Raw genomic sequence first — 22646 nt, forward strand, 5'->3', positions numbered from 1 at the left:
AACGTGCTCGTCTGGCGGGATGCGAAATATTGTGATGCGGGAAGCTCATGCCTGCTTTTCGTTAGAACGCAGTCTTACTGCCACAAACCATCAACGCACTCCTTCAAAATCTCGTCATCCCCGATCTCTGGCAGCAGGAAGCCGTCCACGCCCTGCGTGAAGGGCGGGATGTGGTCGTACATGCGCCGACCGGAGCGGGCAAGACTTACGTCTTCGAGCTCTTCCTGCCGGCGCTGAAGGGACAGGCCATTTTCACCGTGCCGACGCGCGCGCTGGCCAATGACAAGCTCGCCGAATGGCAGGCGCGCGGCTGGGATGTGGGTATCTCCACCGGTGACCTCGCGTATCAACTCGATGCGAAAATCGTCGTCGCCACGCTGGAGACGCAGAAGCGCAAATTTCTCCAGCGGCGCGGGCCGCGCCTACTGGTGGTGGATGAATATCAGATGATCGCCGATCCGGTGCGCGGCCTGAATTACGAGCTCGCCCTCGCGCTCGCGCCGCCGGAGACCCAATTGCTGCTGCTCAGCGGCAGCGTGGCAAATCCGCAGGATATCGTCACGTGGTTGAAGCGCATCGGGCGCGATGCCATGCTCGTCTCGCATACCGAGCGACCGGTGCCGCTCGAGGAAGTGGATCTCGAAAATCTACCGAACAAGATGCCCGCGAATGTCCGCGGCCGCTGGCCGCGGCTGGTCGGCAATGCATTGCGCGCCGATCTCGGTCCCATTCTGCTCTTCGCGCCGCGCCGTCGTGCCGCGGAGGAACTGGCCCGCGATCTCGCCAGTGCGCTGCCAGCGGATGCGCCCCTGCATCTCAACCTCGAACAGCAGCAACTCGCCGGCCCTCAACTCGCGAAGCTGCTCTCGCGGCGCATCGCCTTTCACCACAGCGGACTCAGCTACGCGCAGCGCGCGGGACTCGTCGAACCGCTGGCCAAGGCCGGCCAGCTTCGCGCCGTCGTCGCGACCATGGGTCTCGCCGCGGGCATCAATTTTTCCATGCGGGCAGTACTCATCACCGATACCCGTTACATGGCCGGGAATCTCGAGCGCCAGGTGGCGCCGGATGAAGTGCTGCAGATGTTTGGCCGGGCGGGACGCCGCGGACTCGATGAACTGGGCTACGCGCTCATCAGCGATCGCCCTCCGCGCCTGCACGACGGCCGCCCGCGTCAGCTCAAGCGTCCCGCGCAGGTCGACTGGCCCACGCTGCTCGCCGTGATGCACGCCGCGGTGCAAACCGGCGCCGATCCTTTCACCGCCGCGCTCGACCTGAACACGCGTCTCTTTACCGCCCAGGCCGTGCCGCTCGGGATCGAGCATTCGCGCCAGACCGGACCGATGCCCTGCGGTCTATCCGTCGACATGGAACGCGCCCGTTTCGCCCGGCGCGGCGTCGCCGAAATGCTCAACTCGCGTGGTGAGTGGGAGGTGCGTCCCGAGGCGACCGCGACCACGCTCGGCGAAGTCCTGGCGCGGGAAGGCGAACGCTGGCGCCCCGCGCTCTCTCTCGCCCGGACCCTCGATCCGTTCGGCTTCGGCAATCTCTGCAAGCTGGAGACCGAGGGAACCAAACGTTACGGACGGGAGGCCATCATCGGCACCCGTCGCGGTGATACCATGCTCGCGCTTGCGCCCTGGCTGCGGCGACTCCTGCGCAAGGCGCGGCTCGAACCCGACGCGCTCCAGCACGAAGTCATCGAGCGTCTCCCTTCGCTGATGCAACAAGCCGCGCCGGAGGAACGCATGGTCCCACCTGCCATGGCGCTGCGCTTCGTCACCCGCGGCGATCAACTGCTCGCCCGCCAGGATTTTTCCGGCGCGCCGGCCACTGCCTTTCGCGACCGGCACGGACGCCTCCTGCTCGCCCCGCCCGAGCGGCGCGAGCTTCCGCCCGTGTGCCGCAACTGTCCGGAACTGCAGGTCTATTGCGAGCGGGTGGAAATCACCCAATCGCCAGCTTACGCCTGGCGGCGGCTCGGGCTCATCGACGTTGCCGGCGTGCCGACGCCCCGCGGCATCCTCTTCAGCTTCTTCCATCACGGCGAAGGGTTGGCCGTCGCCGCCGCCCTGGAGGACGAGAGCTATCCCCTCGAGGAACTCGTCTTCGATCTCGCCAATCTCCGCGCCGGGCCGCGCTTCGCCGGCGACGATTCTCCCTACGGCGGACGTCTTGGCGGGCTCTGCCAGCGCGTCTACGAACGCGCCGACCTGCCCGGCTATCTTGACATGGGCGTACCCCTCGATTACGGCGCGGGCGCGAGCGAAGTCGTCCGCGACATCGTCGAGCGCGGCGCCTCCCGCACCCGCCTGCTCACCGAGTCCCTGCGCCAGGGCGACATCGAGCGCGCCCTCATCGAATGGCGCAGCGTCCTCCGTCACATCGTCTGGGCGCCCGACTACGATCTTTCCCGCTGGCGCGACTTGAAAAGCGCCGCATCCGACCTGTTGGAAAAGTCCGCCTCCCCGACAACGATCGCGCGCCCTTAGGCGCTCTCCGTCGAGACGTGTTCTTCCTTATCCCCCGCCTCCATCGCCTGCTCCAAGGCCCGCCAGGCGAGCATCGCGCATTTCACGCGTTGCGGAAATTTCCGCACGCCTTGCAGCAGCCGCAGGTCGCCCAACGACTTCGGTGGATCGCTGACCTCGGTCGTGACCAGATCATGGAATGCACTGAGCATCGCTCCCGCGTCCGCGCGGCTCTTCCCTTTCACCTTCAGCGTCATGAGCGACGCCGAGGCCTGGCTGATCGCGCACCCCTGGCCGGTGAACTTCAAATCTTCGATCCCGCCATCCGCACCAAACTTCACGTGCAGATGAATCTCATCGCCGCACGACGGGTTGTCGCCGTGCACGTGCACCGCGCCATCGGCGATCTCGCCCACATTCCGCGGCCGGCGCGAGTGATCGAGAATCACCTGTTGATACAACTCTTCGAGTTCCGAATTCATGCAAAGAAACGCACTGCATTTTCGAGGATCTCCATCATGCGATCGATCTCCTCCATGGTGTTGTAGAAATAAAAGCTCGCGCGCGTCGTTCCCGGGAGCCCGAGTTTGCGCATGAGCGGTTGCGTGCAGTGATGTCCACCGCGCAGCGCGAGCCCGTACTGGTCGGCGTAAGTCGTCAGATCGTGCGGATGCGCCGCTTCCATCACGAAGCCCACCAATCCTCCGCGCTCCTGTGGCCCCAGCACCCGCACGCCCGGCAATTCCTCCAGCCGCCGGTGCGCATACGTGGCCAGCTTCGTGTCGTGCTCGAAAATCGCCGCGCGCCCGATGTTCTCCAGATAATCGATCGCCGCGCCCAGCCCGACCGCGCCCGCGATGTTCGGCGTGCCGGCCTCGAATTTCCCCGGCGCTTTCTTGAAAGTGCTGCGCTCGAATTGCACGCTTAGGATCATCTCGCCACCGCCATGCCACGGCGGCATCGCCTCCAGCAATTCCGCGCGACCGTAGAGTGCGCCGATGCCCGTCGGCGCGCACATCTTGTGACCCGAGAGCGCAAGAAAATCGCAACCCATCGCCTGCACATCCACCGGCAGATGCCCCGCACTCTGTGCGGCGTCCACGAGGCTCACCGCTCCAACCGCCCGTGCCGCGCTGCACAGGTCCGCCACCGGATTGATCGTCCCCAGGGAATTCGAAATGTGGGTGAACGCGAAGAGCTTCACCTCCGGCGTGAGCAGCGAATCCAGCGCGCCGAGGGCCAGCGTGCCGTCCTCCTGCACCGGCACGAAGCGCAACCGCGCGCCCGTTCGCTCGGCGAGCAATTGCCACGGCACGAGGTTGCTGTGGTGCTCCATCTCCGTGAGCAGGATGACATCACCCTCGCGGAGAAATTTCACGCCCCAGGTGTTGGCCACGAGATTGATGCTCTCGGTGGTGCCCCGCGTGAACGTGATCTCATCCACATTCGGCGCGTTGAGATACTTCGCGACCTTGGCTCGGGCCGCCTCGTAGGCCTCCGTCGCGCGCGTGCTCAAGCCATGCAACCCACGGTGCACATTGGCATTGTCGTGCTCGTAGTAATGCTGCAACGCCCCCAGCACGGCGCAGGGCTTTTGTGAAGTCGCCGCGCTGTCGAAATAAATCAGCGGCTTGCCATGGATCTGTTCACGCAGGATGGGAAAATCCTCGCGGATCGCCTGCCAATTCACTTCGTTCGTTTGCTGCATGTCATCAATATGGGCCGGACCTCACGCTGCGCCAAGTGGCAGCGCGTCATCGAGCAACAGCACCGGAATGCCATCGCGAATGGGGAAAAGCAACGCCCCATCCTCGCGGACCAATCCGCCGAGGATCGGTTCCTTCACCGTTCTCCCGGAACGGTCCAGCAACTTGCCAGCCGCACGCGCGGCTTCGATTTGCGCGAGTTGCTCCACCGAGGCCAGCGACAAAGACTGCATCGTCTGGGGACAACGCAGCAGCGCAAGGAGCTCATCGGTGATCATCTCTTCTTAATGGGCAGGTCCACCCAAGATGTCCATTCCCATAAGAGCGCTGTCGACCAGTGTCGATGGACAAGCCGTTGGAAATAGGAGGCATAGGATCCATGCGACACGCGTCTCCGCGCGTGACTTTGATTGGATGTTGGATGTTGGATGTTGGGCGTCGGATGTTCCACCTCCCACTTCCATGAAATGCCTCCTGTTCCTCCTCAGCCTCATCTTCGCCACCACCCTCCACGCCGCCCCCTCCACCCCGCCGAACATCCTCTTCGCCCTCGCCGATGACTGGGGCTATCACTCGGGCGTCTACGGCACGAAGTGGGTCCAGACACCGAGCTTCGACCGGGTGGCCCGGGAGGGCATCCTCTTCACCCACGCCTACACACCGAGCGCCAAGTGCGCACCGTCGCGCGCCTGCATCATTACCGGTCGCAGCCCGTGGCAACTCAAGGAAGCGGCCAACCACATCTGCTATTTCCCGCAGGAATTCAAAAGCTGGGGCGAAGCGCTTACCGAACACGGCTGGTTCGTCGGCTTCACGCAGAAAGGCTGGGGACCTGGAGTAGCCAAGGATGCCAATGGATTCCCACGGCTCCTCACCGGCGTCGCCTTCAACGAGCACAAGGCGCCGCCACCCACCAAGGACATCAGCAACAACGATTACGCCGCCAATTTCGCATCCTTCCTCGACGCCGCGCCCAAGGGCAAGCCATGGTGTTTCTGGTACGGCAGCGTGGAGCCCCATCGCGGCTACGAGTACGGCTCGGGCGTCGCCAAGGGCGGCAAGAAACTCTCCGATATCGATCGTGTGCCCGCCTGCTGGCCGGACAATGAGACCGTGCGCAACGACCTGCTCGACTACGCCTTTGAGGTCGAACACTTCGACCGCCACCTCGGGCGCATGCTCGCCGAATTGGAAAAGCGCGGCCTGCTCGAAAACACCCTCGTCATCGTCACCAGTGATAACGGCATGCCTTTCCCTCGCAGCAAAGGCAACGCCGGCGAAATGCCGAATCATCTGCCCATGGCCGTCCGCTGGGCGGCGGGCATTCCCCACCCCGGACGCACGGTGGATGATTATGTGAGCTTCGTGGATATCGCCCCCACGCTCATGGACGTCGCCGGCATCGATTGGTCCGCCACCGGCATGGCACCGACCGTCGGCCACAGTCTCACCGACATTTTCCACTCGGAGAAATCCGGCCTCACGAATCCGGCGCGCGACCATGTGCTCATCGGCCGCGAGCGCAATGACATCGGCCGCCCGAACGACGAAGGTTATCCCATCCGCGGCATCATCAAGGGCGGGTATGTCTATCTCGATAACTTCGAGCCCACCCGCTGGCCGGCCGGCAATCCCGAGACAGGCTACCTCGATTGCGACGGCAGCCCGACCAAGACCACCATCCTCGAAGCCCACCGGCTTGATCCCACGAATATCTTCTGGGCACGCTGCTTCGGCACGCGTCCCGCCGAGGAATTTTACGACCTCGCCCACGACCCCGATTGCATCAACAACCTTGCCCTCAAGCCGCAAAGCACCTCCCTGCAATCGAGCCTGCGCGAGCAACTCGTCACCGAACTCCGCGCCCAGGGCGACCCGCGCATCTTCGGCAACGGCGCCATCTTCGACCACTATGCCCACTCCGACCCAGCGCACGTCGGCTTCTATGAGCGCTACATGAAGGGCGAGAAAATGAAGACTCCGTGGGTGAATCCAACGGATTTTGAGAAGAAGGATGATTGAAGGTAGAATCGTGGAGCTAAGAGATATTCCCGCGGGCTTGCTCCTACAGCCCCCATTCGCTACACTCCCTCATGCCCAGTATCACAGAAGTCGAAAAGCTCGCCTTTGAATTGCCGGATTCTCAACGGACCATTCTCGCAGCTCATCTACTTCAGTCACTCCCGCCTGTCCTCGACGATGAGGATGAGGGAATTGCCGAGGCATTGCGTCGCAACGCAGAATTGGACGCAAATCCCAACATCGGTATTAGTTTGGAGCAATTCGATCAGCACGTCCAAGCCCGCCGGGATTGATACATCCCAAGTCTCGGTAGTTCGCCACAATCGAAAATCTCCGTCGGCAGGAATAGAACGCCAGTAAACGTCGTGATACTTGACGCGCTTCCTTGAGGAGAGCAGAACCAGCGCCGTCATGTGCGCAATTCCGTTCCTCCGCACCCGTGGATTGTTCTGGGTTCTTACCTTCGCCACCCTGAGTGCCTTCGCGCCATTGCGAGCGCAAAGCCCGGCTCTGCTGCAATTCGACCTGGGAGACGGACAGAAGATACAGCTGGTCCGCATTGAAGCGGGGAGTTTTCAACAAGGCTCCCCGGCAAATGAAGCGGGTCGCGGCGCCGACGAGGCTCCACGTCACGTCACGCTCACACGTCCGTTTCTGCTCGGCAAATATCCCGTCACGCGTGGACAGTTCGCGCGGTTCATTGCCGAGACGCATTATCGCACGGAAGCGGAAAGCGGGCCCTCGGGCGGGTTCGGCTGGGACGGCTCACGGTTGACCCAGCGCAAGGAATTCACCTGGCGCAATCCCGGCTTTTCGCAAAACGACGATCACCCGGTGACCCTCGTAACCTACCGCGACGCGGGTGCCTTTCTGCAATGGCTCTCGCGCAAGACCGGTCGCACCTTCGGCCTGCCGAGCGAAGCTCAATGGGAATTTGCCGCGCGAGCCGGGGCGACAACATTGCCGAGCGCCAATGACGTCGCGTGGCAGAAAGGCAATTCCGCAAACAGCACCCATTCCGTCGGGCAGAAGCCGCTCAACGCCTGGGGACTGGGCGACATGCTCGGAAATGTCTGGGAATGGTGCGAGGACTGGTATGGGCCCTACCCGAACGACAACGCGACCGATCCTGTGCAGCGCGACTCCACACTCTCCGACAAACCGCGGCGCGTACTGCGCGGCGGTTCATGGATGCGCGAGGCGAAGTTCTGCCGGCCCGCCGCGCGCTATCGCAACGAGGCGGCGAGCCGCAACGCCGACAACGGTTTCCGCATCATGTCATTCGATGTGTCCCCCGTGCTGGCCGCGCCTGTTTCTACGACGAGAACCGCACCAGTGAATTTACGCGCGGATTCACTCGTCACCTCACGGCCTGTGACGTCGCCGGACGCAGATCCCATTACCTATGCGACACATCGGAGTTCATCCCCTTTCAGCTTCGCCTGGTTGATTCTGGTCCCCTTTCTGGGCATCGCTTTCTTCATCCTGCGCGCCATCGTTCGGGCAATTTCCGGCAACCTGGGTGGCAGCGGATCGGCCACGAATTTCCGCTACATGCCTGGTCAACCGTTGCGCGTGCGATTGGTCGACGATGGGTTCTGGGTCGTGGGCGATGGCCTCTCCGTCGGCACACCGATCACCTGCCGCTATGAGATGGACGGCCAATCGCAACAGACGGATGTGCGCTATGAAGGCGGAACGCAGGGGCATTTTGTTTTCACTGGAGGACGACCGGCGAACGTCTCGGTCTCGGTCAACTCCGGAGCATCGCCATTTCGTCCCATGACGACTGGAATGAACACACCAACAACACGGACCATTGCGGATGATGATCCTCCCTATCACGGTAACCCGCCGGCGTACTGAGGTGTCATTCGGAGAAGATTTCCGCAGAAGAATGGAGGGCACCGCTCCGTCGGTGCCGGGTGTCGGCGTATCTAACGGAATGGTTTCCGATGGATAGAATCAGAGCAGGTGATTCGTCTTTTCCGCAGCCATCTCAAAACCCAGCACCGACGGCGCGGTGCCCTCCAACGCGTCATCTGCTAAAAGAATCAATCAACTGCTGGGTCCACTCACAGGAAGCGGGTGACTCGATGTGGATCGAGCGCACGCGACGCGCGTTGCGCCATGCCGGTATCGAATCCGAAGCGATTGCGTCGCGCGAGCAGTGGATTGAGCGATTACGCAGCACGCGGGAGCCGGTCCTCTGGATGGCTTCGGGCGCATGGCCGTTGCAGGAAGGCGCACTGCCGTCAATCCCCTCCAGCGCCACGGGACGTCCCTTGATTGCCCTTGGCGCGGTACGCGACGGGCACGAGGCAAAGCGTTGGCAAACGCTGCTCACCAAACACGGCGGCGATTTCGATCGCCGAAGCTGGCCGGCGCCGCGCATTCCGACACCAGCTTCCGCGCTACTCGCTCCGGAAGCGGCTGGACAACTCGGCGCCCGACTCGAGTCCGGCGACGATTGGACGACCGCGTGGCGGCGGCTGCTGGCCATGCGTGAATTTCGGAAAGTCCATCTGCCCATTCTCGACGTGCGCCGGTGGCGCGGTTGGCGCGTGCTGATGGTCGTCACCTCGATCCAGATCGGCGGTGCGGAACGGGTCACGCTCGATCTGGCGCACGAACTGAGTCGTCTCGGCGTCGCCGTCGCGGTTGCCGTCTTGGGCCGTCCCACGCGCCCTTCCTTTCCCGAACCGGCCCATTTCTTCGACCTCTCCCACGTGCCGCGCGATGCGGAAACTCGCGCCCGGGCCATCGCCGCTGCGGCCCGCGAATTCGGCGCCGACCTCGTGCACGGCCATCTGCTTTCCGCCGCGGAGGCGCGCGCCGTCCGCGCGCAAGGTGTGCCGTTGGTGCTCACGCTGCATAATATGCCCGCCGGTTGGCCAGCCGGAGTGGGCGACGGCGGCCCTCCCCTCGCGGATCTCATTCTCGCCTGCTCCGTCGCCGTCGCCGAGCAGGCCCAGGAAGCGAATCTCGGCGCTCCCATCCGCACGGTCTGGAATGGGATCGATCCAGCGGCCGTCGCCCTGCGGGAACCGAGGGAAAGCGTTCGGCAGAAATGGCGCGCGCGCCTCGGCTGGAGCCAGGGTGACTTCGTCATCATCGCCATTGCCAATCCCCGCCGGCAAAAATGTCTCGCGCGGTTGCCGGCGATTCTCGCCGCCGTGCAACCACGTCTCGCTCCGCGCTCCGTCCGGCTTCTCCTCGCCGGAGCCCCCAGCCGCGGCAGCGTGGATGCCGGCCAGGCCGCTTCGGAACTGGATGCCGCGATCGCCACTTACCCGCACCCCGAAAGTATCCACAGCACCGGCGCGGTGCAGGAGATTGGCGAAGTGCTGGCCGCAAGCGATGTCCTCGCCTCCGTCAGCGCGTTTGAAGGCTTGAGCCTCGCCCATCTCGAGGCCCTTGCCGCCGGACTGCCCGTCGTAGCGACGGACGCCGGTGGCACACGAGAGATCGCGGCACAGACTACTTCGCTGCGCTTGCTCTCCATCGAAGCCACCGACGACGAAGTAGCCGCCGCGCTGGCCGAAATCGCCTCCGCTCCACGCACGAGTCCTCCACCCTTGCCGGCCAGCTTCCACCGGCCGCAGATGGCCGCGCGCACTTTCTGGTTTTACCCGCAAATCCTGACCCCGCGCCGTTCCGCGGGCGATGGGCTGTGGCTGATCACCAACAATTTCTCGATCGGCGGAGCACAATCCAGCGCGCGCCGCCTGCTGTTGGGACTGGCCTCCCGCGGTATCAAAGTGCGCGCAGCGGTGATGGAGGAGCATCCCGCAAAACCCACGCCGGGCCGCGCGGCTTTACTCGCCGACGGCATCCCCGTGACGGCGGTGCCACCACCTGCGGCGCTCGACAGCCCCCTCGCCGTGGCACGATTGCTCGAAGCCATTACCGCGGATCGGCCGCGCGCCATTCTTTTTTGGAATGTCATCCCAGTCCTCAAGATCCTCATCACGGATTCGTTGCTCGAGGCGCCGCTCTTCGACGTCAGCCCCGGTGAAATGTATTTTCACTCTCTCGCGCGCTACTTCGCCAATCCACGTCCCGCGCTGCCCTGTCGTCACCCCCGCGAGTACGGCGCACGACTGGCTGGAGTCGTCGTCAAATACGCAACCGAGGCGAAACAAGCCATGCACACCCTAGGCACACCGGTGCACGTGATTTCCAATGGCGTCCCGCTCGAAACCCAGCCCCGCCCATCCCGCACGCCAGGCTTGCTCGTGCTCGGCACCGCCGCCCGCTTGTCGCCCGACAAGCGCCTCGGTGATCTGCTGGAAGCCGTGCGACTCGCCGCCCCGCGCCTGCCCGGCTTCGTCCTGCGCATCGCCGGGGGCGTCGAGCGCGGTGCGGAAGCGCACGCGCGCGAATTGCGCCGCGCCGCCCGTGGATTGCCGATCGAATGGTGCGGTGAACTCACCGACACGCGCAACTTCCTCACGGGCCTGGATCTTTTCGTGATGATCTCCGAACCTTCCGGGTGTCCGAACGCTTCCCTGGAAGCGCTTGCCGCAGGCGTAGCGGTCGTCGCCACCGATGTCGGCGGCGCGGGCGAGCAGATCCTCGACGGCGTATGCGGACGTTTGGTCCCGCGCCGAAACGCCGCCGCGCTCGCCGAAGCCATCGTGACCCTGGCGCACGATCCGGTCCTGCGCGCGGCATTTGCCACAGCCGGTCGCGCTCACATTCGCGAGCGATTCTCCATGGAACGAATGCTGGACAACTACACCGCGCTCTGCGGGCTCTAGTGGTCACGTCCTCCGTCGCGGTTCACTCATCTCACCGCTTCTAAGACATTCCCCATTTCAGACTTACTTCAGCACCCATTTCCCTCCACGATCATCCTCCTCATGCATCTTCCCCTTCGCCGTTTTCTTCCTCTGCTCTGCAGCGCCTCTATCGCCACCGTTGCGCTCCCGGCATCTGTCCACGCCGGCGATGCTCCGCCCGCCCTGGATTGGCCAAAGACCGCGCCGGTTTACGACCACGTGGTCATCGTGCTCGAGGAGAACAAAGACTACGAGCAGATCATCAATAACGCGTGGACGCCTTACATCAGTTCTGTGTTGTGCAAGGAAGGCGCCGTATTCACGCAAATGTTCGGCGAAGAGCATTCCAGCGAGGGCAATTATTTTTGGCTGTTCTCGGGCAACAACCATCGCATCGGTTTTTACGATCAGATGCCGCAGCACTTGCTCAAGGCTCCGAATCTCGGCGAGCAATTGCTGAAAAATGGACTCACGTTCATGGGTTACTCGGAAAATTTGCCGGCCGTGGACTCGACGGTCGTGGTCTGGCCGCCGAAACCGGACCGCGCGCTTTACGCCCGCAAGCACGTCCCATGGGTCAGCTTTTCCAATTTGTCCAACGGGACCAGCCTGCCGTTCACCCAGTTTCCAAAAGATGCCGCAGGTTTCGGAAACCTCCCGACGGTCAGTTTCGTCATCCCCAACCTGATCAATGACATGCACGACGGAGCTCCCAAGGACAGCGTGCCCGCCGGCGATACCTGGCTGAAGGAGAACATCGACGCCTATTACCAATGGGCCAGGAAACACAACAGCCTGCTCGTCCTCACTTTCGACGAAAACGACAACCGCGGGCACTACCAGGGGCTGACGAACCCGGGCGTCTCGCTCGACGGCCCGGACGCGGAGTTTCGGCATTCACTGCAAAATCGCATCCCGACCATCTTCGCCGGCGCACACATCAAAGCGGGAGAATATCCGGAGGGCAAAGGGATCACCCACGTGAACCTGTTGCGCACTTTCGAAGCCATGTACGGCCTCGGCAAAAGCGGCGATCAACAACCCAACGCGCTCGGGATTGGGATCACCAACGACTACGTCGTCACGGACGTTTTCCAGTAGTCCCGAAATTAGTTTTAAGTGTTAAGATTTGAGTTTAAGTGGGTTCGCGCGCTGCCGTGCGGCAGCGGATTTCTTAACACTTAAAACTTAAAACTATCCCGGCCTTTTCGGGTATTTCGCGAGGCCTTCACCCCACGGTTAAGATTAGTATTTCGGCACGCTGGTGTCGATCTGCTCGGCCCAGGCGGTGATGCCGCCTTCGAGGTTGTTCAGCTTGCTGAAGCCGGCTTCCTGCAAAAGCTTGAGGGCGCGCGCGGAACGGCCGCCACTCTTGCACTGGAGGACGATCTCGTCGGCGCTATCGAGCTCGCTCATGCGCGAGGGCAACTGGCCGAGCGGAATTAGCGTCGCACCGGGGATGCGGCAGATGTCCCATTCGAAGGGCTCGCGCACGTCGATGAGCTTGAACTTGTCGCCGCGATCGAGCTTCGCCTTGAGATCCTGCACGCTGATGGTCGGCACGGGCGCCTCGGCTTCTTCCGCGGCTTTGGCCTGCGGGATGCCGCAAAACTGATCGTAATCGATGAGTTCCTTGATCGTCGGGTTGTCGCCGCACACCGGGCACTTCGGATCCCTGCGCAGCTTGAACTCGCGGAACTTCATTTTCAGCGCGTCGAAAGCGATCATGCGGCCGATGAGCGGCTCGCCGATGCCGATGATGAGCTTCACGGCTTCGATCGCCTGCATCACACCGATGATGCCGGGCAGCACACCAAGCACGCCACCTTCCGCGCAGCTCGGGACCATGCCGGGCGGCGGCGGTTCGGGAAACATGCAGCGGTAGCACGGTCCGCCGAGGTGCGGTGCGAAGACAGTGCACTGGCCATCGAAGCGGAAGATGGAGCCGTAGATGTTCGGCTTCTTCTGGAAGACGGCGACGTCGTTCGAGCAGTAGCGCGTGGGGAAATTGTCCGTGCCATCGATGATGATGTCATACGGCTCGGAGATCTGGCGGGCATTCGCCGCGGTGAAGAAGTCGTCGTAAAGATCGACCTGCACGTTCGGGTTCACCTCGCGGATGCGATCGCGGGCGCTGTTCAGCTTCTTGCGACCGACATCGCGCGTGCCGTGCAGGATCTGGCGCTGGAGATTCGAAAAGTCGACGGTATCCGCATCGACGAGCCCCAGGCGGCCGATGCCGGCGGCGCCGAGATACAGCGCGATGGGCGAACCAAGGCCGCCGGCGCCAATGCACAGGATGCTGGCGCTCTTCAGGCGCTTCTGCCCCTCGAGCGTCACCTCGGGCATGATGAGATGCCGCGAGTAGCGGGCAATCTCGTCGTTGCTGAACTGGACGCGCTCGGAGCGCTCGGGATCAATGATGCTGCTGATAGCCATAAGAGAAAATGGGACGCGGAGCCTACCACGGCCTGGCGATTTGCCAAGCACCTCGGCGTGTCATAGTGGGGAGAATAGTAATCAGCGGTCAGTAATCAGTATTCAGTAGGAGCCTGCCGTCATCGCTCGCACAACGGATTCGCTGATTACTGATTACTGATCACTGCCCACTTCCCCACTCAAGCCGCCGCCGGTTGCGCATCCCGCTCGAGGGCCATGATATTCGCCTCGGAAATCGTCACCCCGGTGTCGTCATCGAACCATACGTGAAGGCGCGAACCGCGCGGGTTGATCCCGGCGTGCTCCGGGCTGGCCACCCGGTATTTCAATCCGCTCCGCGTGACGATGACGAAAGGCTGGAACGGCTGGCATGCCAGCAGCAGCTGGATTTCGGCTATCGTGGCTTTCGTCATGTCCGTAGAAAAGCGGTGGGGCTGTAAACTTTTATCACCAGATTTCAATTCAGCTACCGGGATTTTGTGAAATGTGGCGCAGCATGCGCTCCATAGGAGGTTCCCGACGATTCGGAAATGAATAAATAATGGCCGTTTTCGGATACGCTTTGCTGATCACCGCCGTGCTCTGCGGCTGCTTGATCGGGGCGTTGGCCATCTGTCTACGTGTTCTCCATTACGGGGGCACCTACAGAGTAGTTCATCGCATGCACCGACTCGGGCGCATGCTCTTTCGTGGCCAGTTCGAGCGGCACCTCCTGGCTTCGCGCGGCACTGTCATTTTCGAATATCCCACCCTCGGTTTGCGCGTGCTCCGCGTGTGGTGGACGCCCGACGACATCCGCGCCGTGGCCGCCGCTATGGGAATTCCCGACGAGTCAGTCCCCGGCGCCGGCGTGCCACCATTCGAGCTCTGGTGCCACGATACTTATCTCGATCCGGAACGCGGCAAAGCCTTCATCGTTCCGCTGTATCTTTTTGGATCTGGTTGTCATCGCTTCATCCAGTCCGTCGGCGCGAGATTTCCTATGATGAAGCACACCTATGTCTGCTCGGCGGCGGTGCGGTTTTTTCGCGGCGAATCCGAATAGGAAGTAGAGGAAGAATGGGAGCGATCGGAATCCCATCTCTCCTATTCTTCCCGTCTTTTCTTTTGCACCGCAGGACATCCGGGCGGCATAGTCCGCGCCCATGCTCAATTGGATCTGGCTCGCCTTTCTCCTCATCGCCGTGGTGGTGGGCGGATTCACCGGCCAGCTCGATGCGCTGACCAAGGGCGCATTCGAGACGGCCAAGGATGCCGTCATGGGCATCGCGCTCCCGCTCACCGGTCTCATGGCGGTGTGGCTCGGCATGATGCGCCTGGCGGAACGCGGCGGGCTCGTGCAGATCATCGCCCGCGTCCTGCGCCCGCTCTTGCGGCGGCTCTTCCCCGAGGTGCCGGCCGATCACCCCGCGATGGGAGCCATGGTGATGAACATGGCAGCCAACATGCTCGGTCTCGGCAATGCGGCCACCCCGCTCGGCTTGCGCGCCATGCTTCTGCTCCAGCAACTCAACCCGCGCAAGGACACCGCCTCGAATGCGATGGTCACTTTCCTCGCGATCAATACCGCGTCCATCCAGTTGCTCCCGACGACCGCGATCAGCTACCTCATCCTCGCCGGCGCACATGATGCCACGAGCTTCGTTCCCGCGGCCATTCTCGCCACGACCTGCGCGCTCATCTGCGGCGTCCTCATGTCGAAATTCCTCGAGCGCCTGCCGATCTTCCGGCCGGGGGCACCGGACCTGCCCGAATCGACATCGGATACCGCGACAGCCATCGCCGAACCCAGCGCCCCCCTCGAAGAGCCCGTGCTCACGCCCCTCACCGCCGGCCGGCAAATCGCCCTCTGGGCACACGCCCTCGTCTTCGCCCTCATCTTCCTCGTCATCTACGCGCCGGGCAACATGGACTGCATCCCGCGTCTCCTGCACGCGTCGTGGCACTATGCCGAGCTCTTCCCCGACATGCCGATGGCGCACAAGCCCTTCCTGCGCGCGCTGCGGACCTTCTCGCTCATCGCCGTGCCCTGGCTGCTCACCTTCCTGCCGCTCTACGCCACCCTGCGCGGCGTGAAGGTCTACGAGCAATTCACCGACGGCGCGAAGGAAGCCTTCGCCACCGCCACGCGCATCATCCCCTTCCTCGTGGCCATGCTCGTCTCCATCCGCATGTTGCGCGATGCCGGCGTCATCCAGGCTCTCACCCGTTATCTCGGACCGTTCCTCGCCCACTTTCACTTTCCCGCCGACCTGCTGCCCATGGTCCTGCTCCGCCCCTTGAGCGGCAGCGCCACCCTCGGCGTCTTCGTCGAATTGATCAACCGCCCTGGCATCGGCCCGGACAGCCTCACCGCGAAAATGGCCGCCACCATCTTCGGCAGCACCGAGACCACCTTCTACGTCCTCACCGTCTACTTCGGCAGCGTGGCCATCCGTAAAACCCGCCACGCCGTCCTCGCCGGCCTCACCGCCGATACCGTGGCCGTAATCGCCTCGATCGCTCTCTGCCGAGTGCTCTTCTCTTAATCGTAATCTTAATCCCGGCCAGAGAGTAAGATTAAGATTAAGAATCCGAACTCGAGCGCTAACCGATATGGAGCGCGTCTCTGCGCGTCACCGCCCCCGCTCAAACACCCCCAGCAACTGCATCGCCCGGCCCGGCTCGTCGCAAAACTCCGACATACTCAGCGACGTCTCCGCGAATTCCGCGAATCCCGGCAAGGCCCGCACCGCGTGATCCCGTAAATTGTGAAAACCCATTGGCGAATCCGGAAAACGGCGCTGCGGAATGGCCCCTTCGGAAATCGTCACGATCGCGAAATGCCGCTCATCCGCCTTGATCTTCCGGAACAGCCGCTCCACCGCCCCTTCCGGTCCTTCCAAAAATTGCATGAACGCTCCATCACGATACAGCAGCAGTCCCGTGATCTGCTGCCGCGCATTGCTCGCCCGACTCTTCGTTAGCAGTTCTTCCATCCGTGGGGCCGTGAAAAGCACCTGCGCAGTGCTCACGTAAAGCACTGAATGAAGCACTGTGGAGCCTTTTGTCGTAACCATCGTCCCGATATTCGCTTCATTCCGTGCCATTGGATGTCTCCTTTTATGCACATCCGCGCATCCTTCGATAGGCGATGCCCTCTTTGGAAAGCAAACCATTCTCCTATGTCCTCGCACACCGCCTCGGCCCAGCGTGTTCACGTGGAGAAGGTTACGTATCATTTCGTAGTTTTCGTCGATACTGAGGCCGTCCTCCGCTGCACCGCCCGCCGCGACGCCATGCGCTACGCCGTCCTCGTCCGCCAGGCCCTCGTCCGCGCCGAAAAACTCCAGGGCAACGGCTCCTCCTCGCGGTGTTCCTTCCCGCCCCGGCAAAATCACAACTAAAACCCTTGCCTTCCGGCGGCCAAGTCCTATCTTACCCGCCCCTTTTCCCCCGCTTAATTTTGGTGCCGCTATGTTGGCGTTGCCCGGATGGAAAAGGCCAAAATCGGAACCCGTGGCAAGTAAATGAATAAATCCATGCTAGAAATGAAGGACCTGATCGCGAAAAGTTTTCGCGAGTTCAAAGAGGGACAGATCGTCAAAGGCCGCATCATCGAAGTGCGCCCCCGCGAAGTTCTCGTCGACATCGGCTACAAATCTGAAGGCGCCGTTTCCCTCAGTGAATTTGATGACGCCGATGATATCCAGATCGGCGACGAAGTCGAAGTACTGATCCTCCGCCTCGAAAACGAAGAAGGCTCGGTCATCCTCTCCAAGGAAAAGGCCGCCTACCGTCAGAACTGGGAAAAGATCGTCAAGGTCTTCCAAGGCGACGGGCTCATCAAGGGCAAGGTCAAAGCCGTCGTCAAAGGTGGCCTCACCGTCAACATCGGCGTCGAAGCGTTCCTCCCCGGTTCGCAGATCGACATCGTCCCGCCCAAGGATCTCCAGCAGTTCGTCGGCAACACCTACGACTTCAAGATCGTCAAGATCAACGACGACCGTAAAAACGTCGTCCTCTCCCGCCGCGAGCTCATCGAAGCCGAGCGTGCCGAGAAGCGCCAGCGCTTCATGGACACGATCAAGGTCGGCTCCACCGTCAAGGGCGTCGTCAAGAACCTCACCGACTTCGGTGCGTTCATCGACCTCGACGGCATGGACGGCCTGCTCCACATCACCGACATGACCTGGGGCCGCCTCGGTCACCCGAGCGAACTCGTCAAGGTCGGCCAGGAGCTCGACGTCATCGTCCTCGACATCAACAAGGAGAAGGAGCGCGTCTCCCTCGGCCTCAAGCAGACCCAGAAGAACCCGTGGGAAGAAACGGAAAACCGTTTCCCCGTCGGCTCCAAGGTCAAGGGCAAGATCACCAACCTCGTGCCGTACGGCGCGTTCGTCGAGATCGAGGAAGGCGTCGAAGGCCTCATCCACGTCTCCGAACTCTCCTGGACCAAGCGCATCACCCGCCCGTCCGACGTCCTTACCGTCGGCCAGGAAGTGGAAGCCGTCGTCCTCGGCGTCAACAAGGAAGAGCAGAAGATCTCCCTCGGCGTTCGCCAGCTCGAGCCCAATCCTTGGGACGAGATCGAACACCGCTACCAGATCGGCCGCCAGGTCAAGGGCACCGTCCGCAACCTCACCGCTTACGGCGCTTTCGTCGAGCTTGAGGAAGGCATCGACGGCATGATCCACGTCTCCGACATGTCCTGGACCAAGAAGGTCAACCACCCCTCCGAAGTCCTCAAGAAGGGCGACGAGATCGAGGCCGTGGTCATCGACATCGACAAGCAGAACCAGCGCATCAGCCTCGGCATCAAGCAGCTCGAGGGCGATCCGTGGAAGGAAATCGAGAACAAGTACAAGATCGGCGACCTCGTCAAAGGCAAGGTCTCGAAGATCACCACCTTCGGCGCGTTCATCTCGCTCGAAGGCGACATCGATGGCCTCATCCACATCTCGCAGATCAGCGAAGACCGCGTCGACAAGATCAAGGACCATCTCAAGGTGGGCCAGGAAGTCGAAGCGCGCGTCATCAAGGTCGACAAGACCGAGCGCCGCATCGGTCTGTCCCTGAAGGCCGCGAACTACAGCGAAGAAGACATCAAGCGCGAAGCCGCCGCGTTCGACGCCCTCAAACCGGGCGAAGACATGGTCGGCCTCGAGCAGGCCTTTGCCGCTGCCGCCGAGGAATACCGCCCCGGCGACTCTTCGACCAAGAAGAAGTAGTCTCGCTTCCGATGTAGCCGCCTCGCTCCGTCGAGGCGTCCACTCCAAGCAACCAATCAACAAAGCGCTGCCAGGCAACCGGCAGCGCTTTTGTTTTGCCGGCATCCTATCCGCACACCACCGAGTCCGACTTGAAATTCCGTTCCCCCCCCTTCGCTCTGCGCACACGCGCAGCCGTTCATTTTGCCGGAGCCCCGCCAGGCATCCACTCCAACGAAATACTAAACCGGGAGACAGAATTTCCGGAGCGTGGAGCACGTTCCCAAAGCGGTTCGCTAATTGTTGGCGACCGCCGTCGCCACCCTGCGGGCAGACTGCGTCTGACCTCCCGCTCCGCTCGAGTTTTGGAACGAGCAGAAAAACAGTGCTGCTCTGCTATCAGACAGTCGCGGTGCGGCGGCGCCGGCGCATGGCGAGGCCGCCGAGAGCGAGGAAAAGGAAAGCGGTGGCGGCAGGCTCGGGAGCGACGACTGCGGTGCTGGCGTTGGCGAAGGCGTTGGTAACGGGGCCTGACAGACCGAATTGATTGGAGTTCGTGACGCCATTCAGCCACGGGTCGAGCAGAGTGTCGGGAAGCACCACCGCGACGCTGAAGTTCTGGCCGGCAGAAATCGTCGTCGCCGGGATGGGGGCGTAACGGAATGGACTGAATTGGCCCAGCGGGGAAGACGGCGTGACGGTGGCGCTGGCGAGAAGCTGTTGCGTGGAGGACAAGAGCTCAACCAGGTAACTGTCGTGGAGACCGTCGCCGGCGGTGAAGTAATGGTAGTCGACGTTGGGGTCGTCGTTGGCATCGATAAACCCCAGAGAATTGAAGGTGACATCCTGGGTGGCGTGCAGGGTGAAGCTGAGCGTCTGCCCCCCCTGAAAGGACTCCGTGGTATAACTCTGGGTGGTCACGAGGTAAGCATCGGTGACCGTTTGGGCGCGGGCCGGGCCCGCCCCGCAGACAACCGCCACGAAGGCCGCCGCCGCGCATGCCAGGAAATGGCTTTGGCATCCGGGGTAACGGGAACGACAGAACCCGGAACGGACATCGGGAAGAGAGCTTTCCGTGGAAAATTTCGCACGCCGAGAGAAGGTGCCGGACAGATCCATCGCGCAACAATGCGGATTTGCTCCATTTTGACACGTTAATAATTGTAAAAACATTGGCGACGATTTGGAGTTAGGCTTCGAGCACTTATTCCCAAAGTTGGCGGAGCACTTCGGGAACGAGGATGAAATTTGCGTGAGTTGAAATCGGACCTCCACAAGACTCGCCGCCGCGTTCCACACTTCACGACTCGCACCCCATGAACCGCCTTTTCAAATCCCTCCTCGTCCTCTCCGCCAGCCTCGCGACGACGCTCTCCTCCATCGCCGCGGACGCGCCGATCATGGCCACGCCAGATCATCCCAACGGTGTCTACCGCGAAGGCGAGCCGATCCACTGGCAGGTAAAGACCAATGCGCCCGCGGGCACGGGTGCGGATGCTGCGGCTCCCCTTTCCTATGTCGTGAAGAAAGGCGGTCTTACTCCGATTGCGAAAGGGACTATTCCGCTCGACCACGGGATGGGAACACTCACCGCCACGTTGCCCGAAGCTGGCACCATGCTGGTGGAAATCAAAGGCGGCGCGATCAAAGGATTCGCCGGCGCGGTGGTCGCGCCCGAAAAGCTGAAGGCCGGCGTCGCCTGCCCGGATGACTTCGATGCGTTTTGGAATGGCAAGCTGGCGGAGCTGGACAAGATCCCGGCGAATCCCGCGCTGACCCCGGCGGCAAGTGACAAGGAAGGCGTGCAGTACGAGAAGGTCACCCTCGATAACATCAACGGCACCCACGTGCAGGGGCAGATCGCCCGACCGACTGCCGGCGGGAGATTTCCGGCCATCCTGCAACTGCAATACGCCGGGGTCTATCCGCTGCAAAAAAGCTGGGTCACGGAAAAGGCGGCCAAAGGCTGGCTGGCGCTGAACATTCTCGCGCACGATTTGCCGATCGATGAACCCGCGGATTTTTACCAAAAGCAGAACGCCGGTCCGCTGAAAAACTACACCATGATCGGCAACGAAAGTCGGGAGACCAGTTACTTCCTGCACATGCTATTGGGCGATCACCGCGCCGCGGAGTATCTGGCCTCGCGACCGGATTGGGATGGCAAGACACTGGTGGTCATCGGAACCAGCCAGGGCGGCATTCAATCGTTCTTCACCGCCGCCTATTTCCCGAAAGTCAGCGCGGTGATGGTGGAAGTGCCGGCGGGTTGCGATCCCGGCGCCAATGCCGCCGGGCGGGCCTTTGGCTGGCCGTACTGGGGCGCCACGAAGTCGCCGAAAGTGATGGAGACGAGCCGCTACTATGACGCCTGCCATTTCGCCGCGCGGACGAAATGCGCGCTCCTCGTCGGCGTCGGTCTCATCGACACGACCTCACCCGCCGGCGCGGTCTACGCGGCCTTCAATTCGGCCCAGGGTCCCAAGGAAATCGTCCCAATGCCCCTCGCCGATCACAAGACGCATCACCAGGAATTCGCCGCACGCCGGGAGCAATGGCTGAAGGCGCTGCTGCATGGCCAACCCGCGCCGATCGCAGAGGCGAAATAGGACCTGATTTCAAGATTAGCGTGAGCGGCAATCAGGCATTGTTTGCCGCTCTGAAAATCGGGTCCCACCAATCGATCGGGCGCGGCCATTGAAGGAATCAATACTCGCGTAAAGTTTATCGATTAACGCCCGTTCGCCCTTCGTCGTCATAGTTGGGCGACATGAAGCCGATCGATCCAGGAACCGCACCAGCCGAAAAGCTTTCGCCGCTTGCAGGGTTGTCGTCGACCTCACTCGACACGGTTCGCTACGGCATCGGTCGCATCAAGCAATCCTGGTATGCCTGTCTCCACTGGCTGTGCGTGCGAATCTATTTCGATCGAGTCACCGCGCACCATCCGGAGCATCTGCCAGAAAGCGGTCCCACCCTCTACGTCGGATTGCACCGCAATGGCGCAGTGGACGGGTTCGTTTATCAACAGGTCCTACCGCGCGCGATTTTTTTGATCTCGACGCAGCTGCGCCGAAGCTTCCTGGCGCGGCTGTTCTTTCACGGCATCGCCATCGCGCGGAAAAGCGATGACGAGGATCGCAGCCATAATGACGAGGCCCTGCACGAATGCCTGCACCTCCTCAACGGCGGCGGTGAGTTATTCGTCTTTCCCGAAGGCACCAGTTCGCTGGGCCCGCATCATTTGTCTTTCAAAAGCGGCGCAGCGCGCCTGGCACTGGGTGCCCTGGAGCGTGGCATCCCGCTCCGCATCATTCCAATCGGGATCCATTACGAACGCGCCTGGGCCTTTCGGAGCGAGGTCGAGGTCGTCATTGGTGAACCGATCGCCACGGGGTTTTCGGCCGACTGTTCCAACCTGGGACGGCTCAAGGAAATGAAGCGGCGCATCGCCTCCGCTTTGGAATCCGTCGGGGCGAATTTTCCCTCGACCGAGACGCAGGAAAACGCCGAGCGCATTGCCTGCGTAGCGACCCTTTGGACCCCCTGCAATTATTTTTCCGCCCTCAAGTCGCTGGAAGCCGGCGCGTCGGGGTCCGTGCTTTCCCATTGGCAGGAATTGGCGCCGCAATTCGCCGTGCCGCGGATGTTGCTGTATCAAGGCTTTCCCGCTGTACCCGCTCGGGCCGTGGCCCCTCTACCTGATCGGGTTACTCGCCCTCGGCTCCATCGTCCTGGCAGGCGCGCTGGTCAATGCGCCGCCCCTGTTTCTCGGCTGGCTCGCGGCACGCAAGTTTGCCGACGGCCAGAACGTCATTGCGCTCTGGCGAATTCTCATCGGGTTGCCGGTGTTCATGATTTGGTTCGGCGTCGTCAACGTCCTGCTCGCGTTCTTTGCCGGCTGGAAGGGCGTGCTGGGTTACATCCTTCTTACTGGTGGAGCGCTGAAGTCTTTTTCCCGCGCCACGAGAATCGGTGTCGCCGTCTGGAACGGATTGACCCACTGGGAACTCGCGCCACAAGTGCATGAGTTCC

The 22646-nt window shown here is 62.1% G+C and carries 19 protein-coding genes; 12 read left to right on the forward strand and 7 right to left on the reverse strand.

The genetic code is table 11. The features are described from left to right. The first annotated feature begins 116 nt into the window (after positions 1–116). Positions 117–2492: a DEAD/DEAH box helicase gene (locus tag CFE428DRAFT_RS16165; protein WP_272941122.1), complete on the forward strand. Its 2376-nt coding sequence runs from the start codon at positions 117–119 to the stop codon at positions 2490–2492. Here the strand turns inward: CFE428DRAFT_RS16165 and sufU are convergent. The 3 genes from sufU to CFE428DRAFT_RS16180 are packed head-to-tail and all read right to left on the reverse strand — an operon-like array spanning position 2489 to position 4455. Further along, positions 2489–2953 (reverse strand): Fe-S cluster assembly sulfur transfer protein SufU, encoded by a 465-nt coding sequence (sufU, locus tag CFE428DRAFT_RS16170; protein WP_006980670.1) that lies wholly within the window; start codon positions 2951–2953, stop codon positions 2489–2491. The genes CFE428DRAFT_RS16165 and sufU overlap by 4 nt on opposite strands. Then, positions 2950–4179: a cysteine desulfurase gene (locus CFE428DRAFT_RS16175; RefSeq protein ID WP_006980671.1), complete on the reverse strand. Its 1230-nt coding sequence runs from the start codon at positions 4177–4179 to the stop codon at positions 2950–2952. The genes sufU and CFE428DRAFT_RS16175 overlap by 4 nt, the downstream gene beginning before the upstream one ends. 21 nt (positions 4180–4200) lie before the next feature. Then, complete coding sequence (locus CFE428DRAFT_RS16180; protein WP_006980672.1) at positions 4201–4455, reverse strand: Trm112 family protein; 255 nt, start codon at positions 4453–4455, stop codon at positions 4201–4203. 184 nt (positions 4456–4639) lie between these two features. Between CFE428DRAFT_RS16180 and CFE428DRAFT_RS16185 the strand changes: the two genes are divergently transcribed. The 5 genes from CFE428DRAFT_RS16185 to CFE428DRAFT_RS16205 all read left to right on the forward strand — a co-directional run bounded on the left by CFE428DRAFT_RS16185 (position 4640) and on the right by CFE428DRAFT_RS16205 (position 12084). Then, complete coding sequence (locus CFE428DRAFT_RS16185) at positions 4640–6199, forward strand: sulfatase family protein (RefSeq protein WP_006980673.1); 1560 nt, start codon at positions 4640–4642, stop codon at positions 6197–6199. 71 nt (positions 6200–6270) lie between these two features. Further along, positions 6271–6492, forward strand: coding sequence for an addiction module protein (locus tag CFE428DRAFT_RS35765; protein ID WP_006980674.1), 222 nt, complete (start codon positions 6271–6273; stop codon positions 6490–6492). Between the two features lie 151 nt (positions 6493–6643). Next, positions 6644–8065 (forward strand): formylglycine-generating enzyme family protein, encoded by a 1422-nt coding sequence (locus tag CFE428DRAFT_RS16195; RefSeq protein ID WP_049975662.1) that lies wholly within the window; start codon positions 6644–6646, stop codon positions 8063–8065. Positions 8066–8295: 230 nt separating this feature from the next. Further along, on the forward strand, positions 8296–10962 hold the full coding sequence (locus CFE428DRAFT_RS16200; protein WP_006980676.1) for a glycosyltransferase: 2667 nt from the start codon (positions 8296–8298) through the stop codon (positions 10960–10962). A 102-nt stretch (positions 10963–11064) separates the two neighbouring features. After that, positions 11065–12084, forward strand: coding sequence for an alkaline phosphatase family protein (locus CFE428DRAFT_RS16205; RefSeq protein ID WP_006980677.1), 1020 nt, complete (start codon positions 11065–11067; stop codon positions 12082–12084). Positions 12085–12228: 144 nt separating this feature from the next. Here the strand turns inward: CFE428DRAFT_RS16205 and moeB are convergent, their stop codons facing one another. Both moeB and CFE428DRAFT_RS16215 read right to left on the reverse strand, forming a co-directional pair. Next, the gene (moeB, locus tag CFE428DRAFT_RS16210) at positions 12229–13422 is read right to left on the reverse strand and encodes a molybdopterin-synthase adenylyltransferase MoeB (RefSeq protein ID WP_006980678.1); all 1194 of its coding nucleotides are present in this window, start codon (positions 13420–13422) and stop codon (positions 12229–12231) included. A gap of 179 nt (positions 13423–13601) precedes the next feature. Beyond that, positions 13602–13835: a hypothetical protein gene (locus CFE428DRAFT_RS16215; protein ID WP_006980679.1), complete on the reverse strand. Its 234-nt coding sequence runs from the start codon at positions 13833–13835 to the stop codon at positions 13602–13604. A 248-nt stretch (positions 13836–14083) separates the two neighbouring features. On the opposite strand from CFE428DRAFT_RS16215, the gene CFE428DRAFT_RS16220 reads away from it, so the two are divergent. Together CFE428DRAFT_RS16220 and CFE428DRAFT_RS16225 are read left to right on the forward strand one after the other, a co-directional pair. Continuing rightward, positions 14084–14467 (forward strand): hypothetical protein, encoded by a 384-nt coding sequence (locus tag CFE428DRAFT_RS16220; RefSeq protein ID WP_042725125.1) that lies wholly within the window; start codon positions 14084–14086, stop codon positions 14465–14467. A gap of 100 nt (positions 14468–14567) precedes the next feature. After that, on the forward strand, positions 14568–15950 hold the full coding sequence (locus CFE428DRAFT_RS16225) for a nucleoside recognition domain-containing protein (RefSeq protein ID WP_006980681.1): 1383 nt from the start codon (positions 14568–14570) through the stop codon (positions 15948–15950). A gap of 87 nt (positions 15951–16037) precedes the next feature. Here CFE428DRAFT_RS16225 and CFE428DRAFT_RS37415 read toward each other — a convergent pair whose 3' ends face one another. Beyond that, positions 16038–16643, reverse strand: a complete 606-nt coding sequence (locus CFE428DRAFT_RS37415) for a BLUF domain-containing protein (protein WP_337442721.1) — start codon at positions 16641–16643, stop codon at positions 16038–16040. On the opposite strand from CFE428DRAFT_RS37415, the gene CFE428DRAFT_RS37420 reads away from it, so the two are divergent. Both CFE428DRAFT_RS37420 and rpsA read left to right on the forward strand, forming a co-directional pair. After that, entirely contained in the window at positions 16587–16808 is a 222-nt protein-coding gene (locus CFE428DRAFT_RS37420) for a hypothetical protein (RefSeq protein WP_006980683.1), read from the forward strand. The two genes, CFE428DRAFT_RS37415 and CFE428DRAFT_RS37420, sit on opposite strands and share 57 nt — an antisense overlap. Before the next feature lie 123 nt (positions 16809–16931). Then, positions 16932–18632: a 30S ribosomal protein S1 gene (gene rpsA / locus CFE428DRAFT_RS16240; RefSeq protein WP_006980684.1), complete on the forward strand. Its 1701-nt coding sequence runs from the start codon at positions 16932–16934 to the stop codon at positions 18630–18632. Between the two features lie 378 nt (positions 18633–19010). Here rpsA and CFE428DRAFT_RS16245 read toward each other — a convergent pair whose 3' ends face one another. After that, complete coding sequence (locus CFE428DRAFT_RS16245; protein ID WP_157447544.1) at positions 19011–19592, reverse strand: PEP-CTERM sorting domain-containing protein; 582 nt, start codon at positions 19590–19592, stop codon at positions 19011–19013. A gap of 335 nt (positions 19593–19927) precedes the next feature. Here CFE428DRAFT_RS16245 and CFE428DRAFT_RS33835 point away from each other — a divergent pair, with 335 nt between their 5' ends. Both CFE428DRAFT_RS33835 and CFE428DRAFT_RS35775 read left to right on the forward strand, forming a co-directional pair. After that, positions 19928–21220: an acetylxylan esterase gene (locus CFE428DRAFT_RS33835; protein ID WP_006980686.1), complete on the forward strand. Its 1293-nt coding sequence runs from the start codon at positions 19928–19930 to the stop codon at positions 21218–21220. A 161-nt stretch (positions 21221–21381) separates the two neighbouring features. Next, positions 21382–22641, forward strand: a complete 1260-nt coding sequence (locus tag CFE428DRAFT_RS35775; protein WP_006980687.1) for a 1-acyl-sn-glycerol-3-phosphate acyltransferase — start codon at positions 21382–21384, stop codon at positions 22639–22641. Positions 22642–22646 lie beyond the last annotated feature (5 nt).

The sequence above is a fragment of the Chthoniobacter flavus Ellin428 genome, from assembly GCF_000173075.1.
Classification (GTDB): Bacteria; Verrucomicrobiota; Verrucomicrobiia; order Chthoniobacterales; family Chthoniobacteraceae; genus Chthoniobacter; species Chthoniobacter flavus.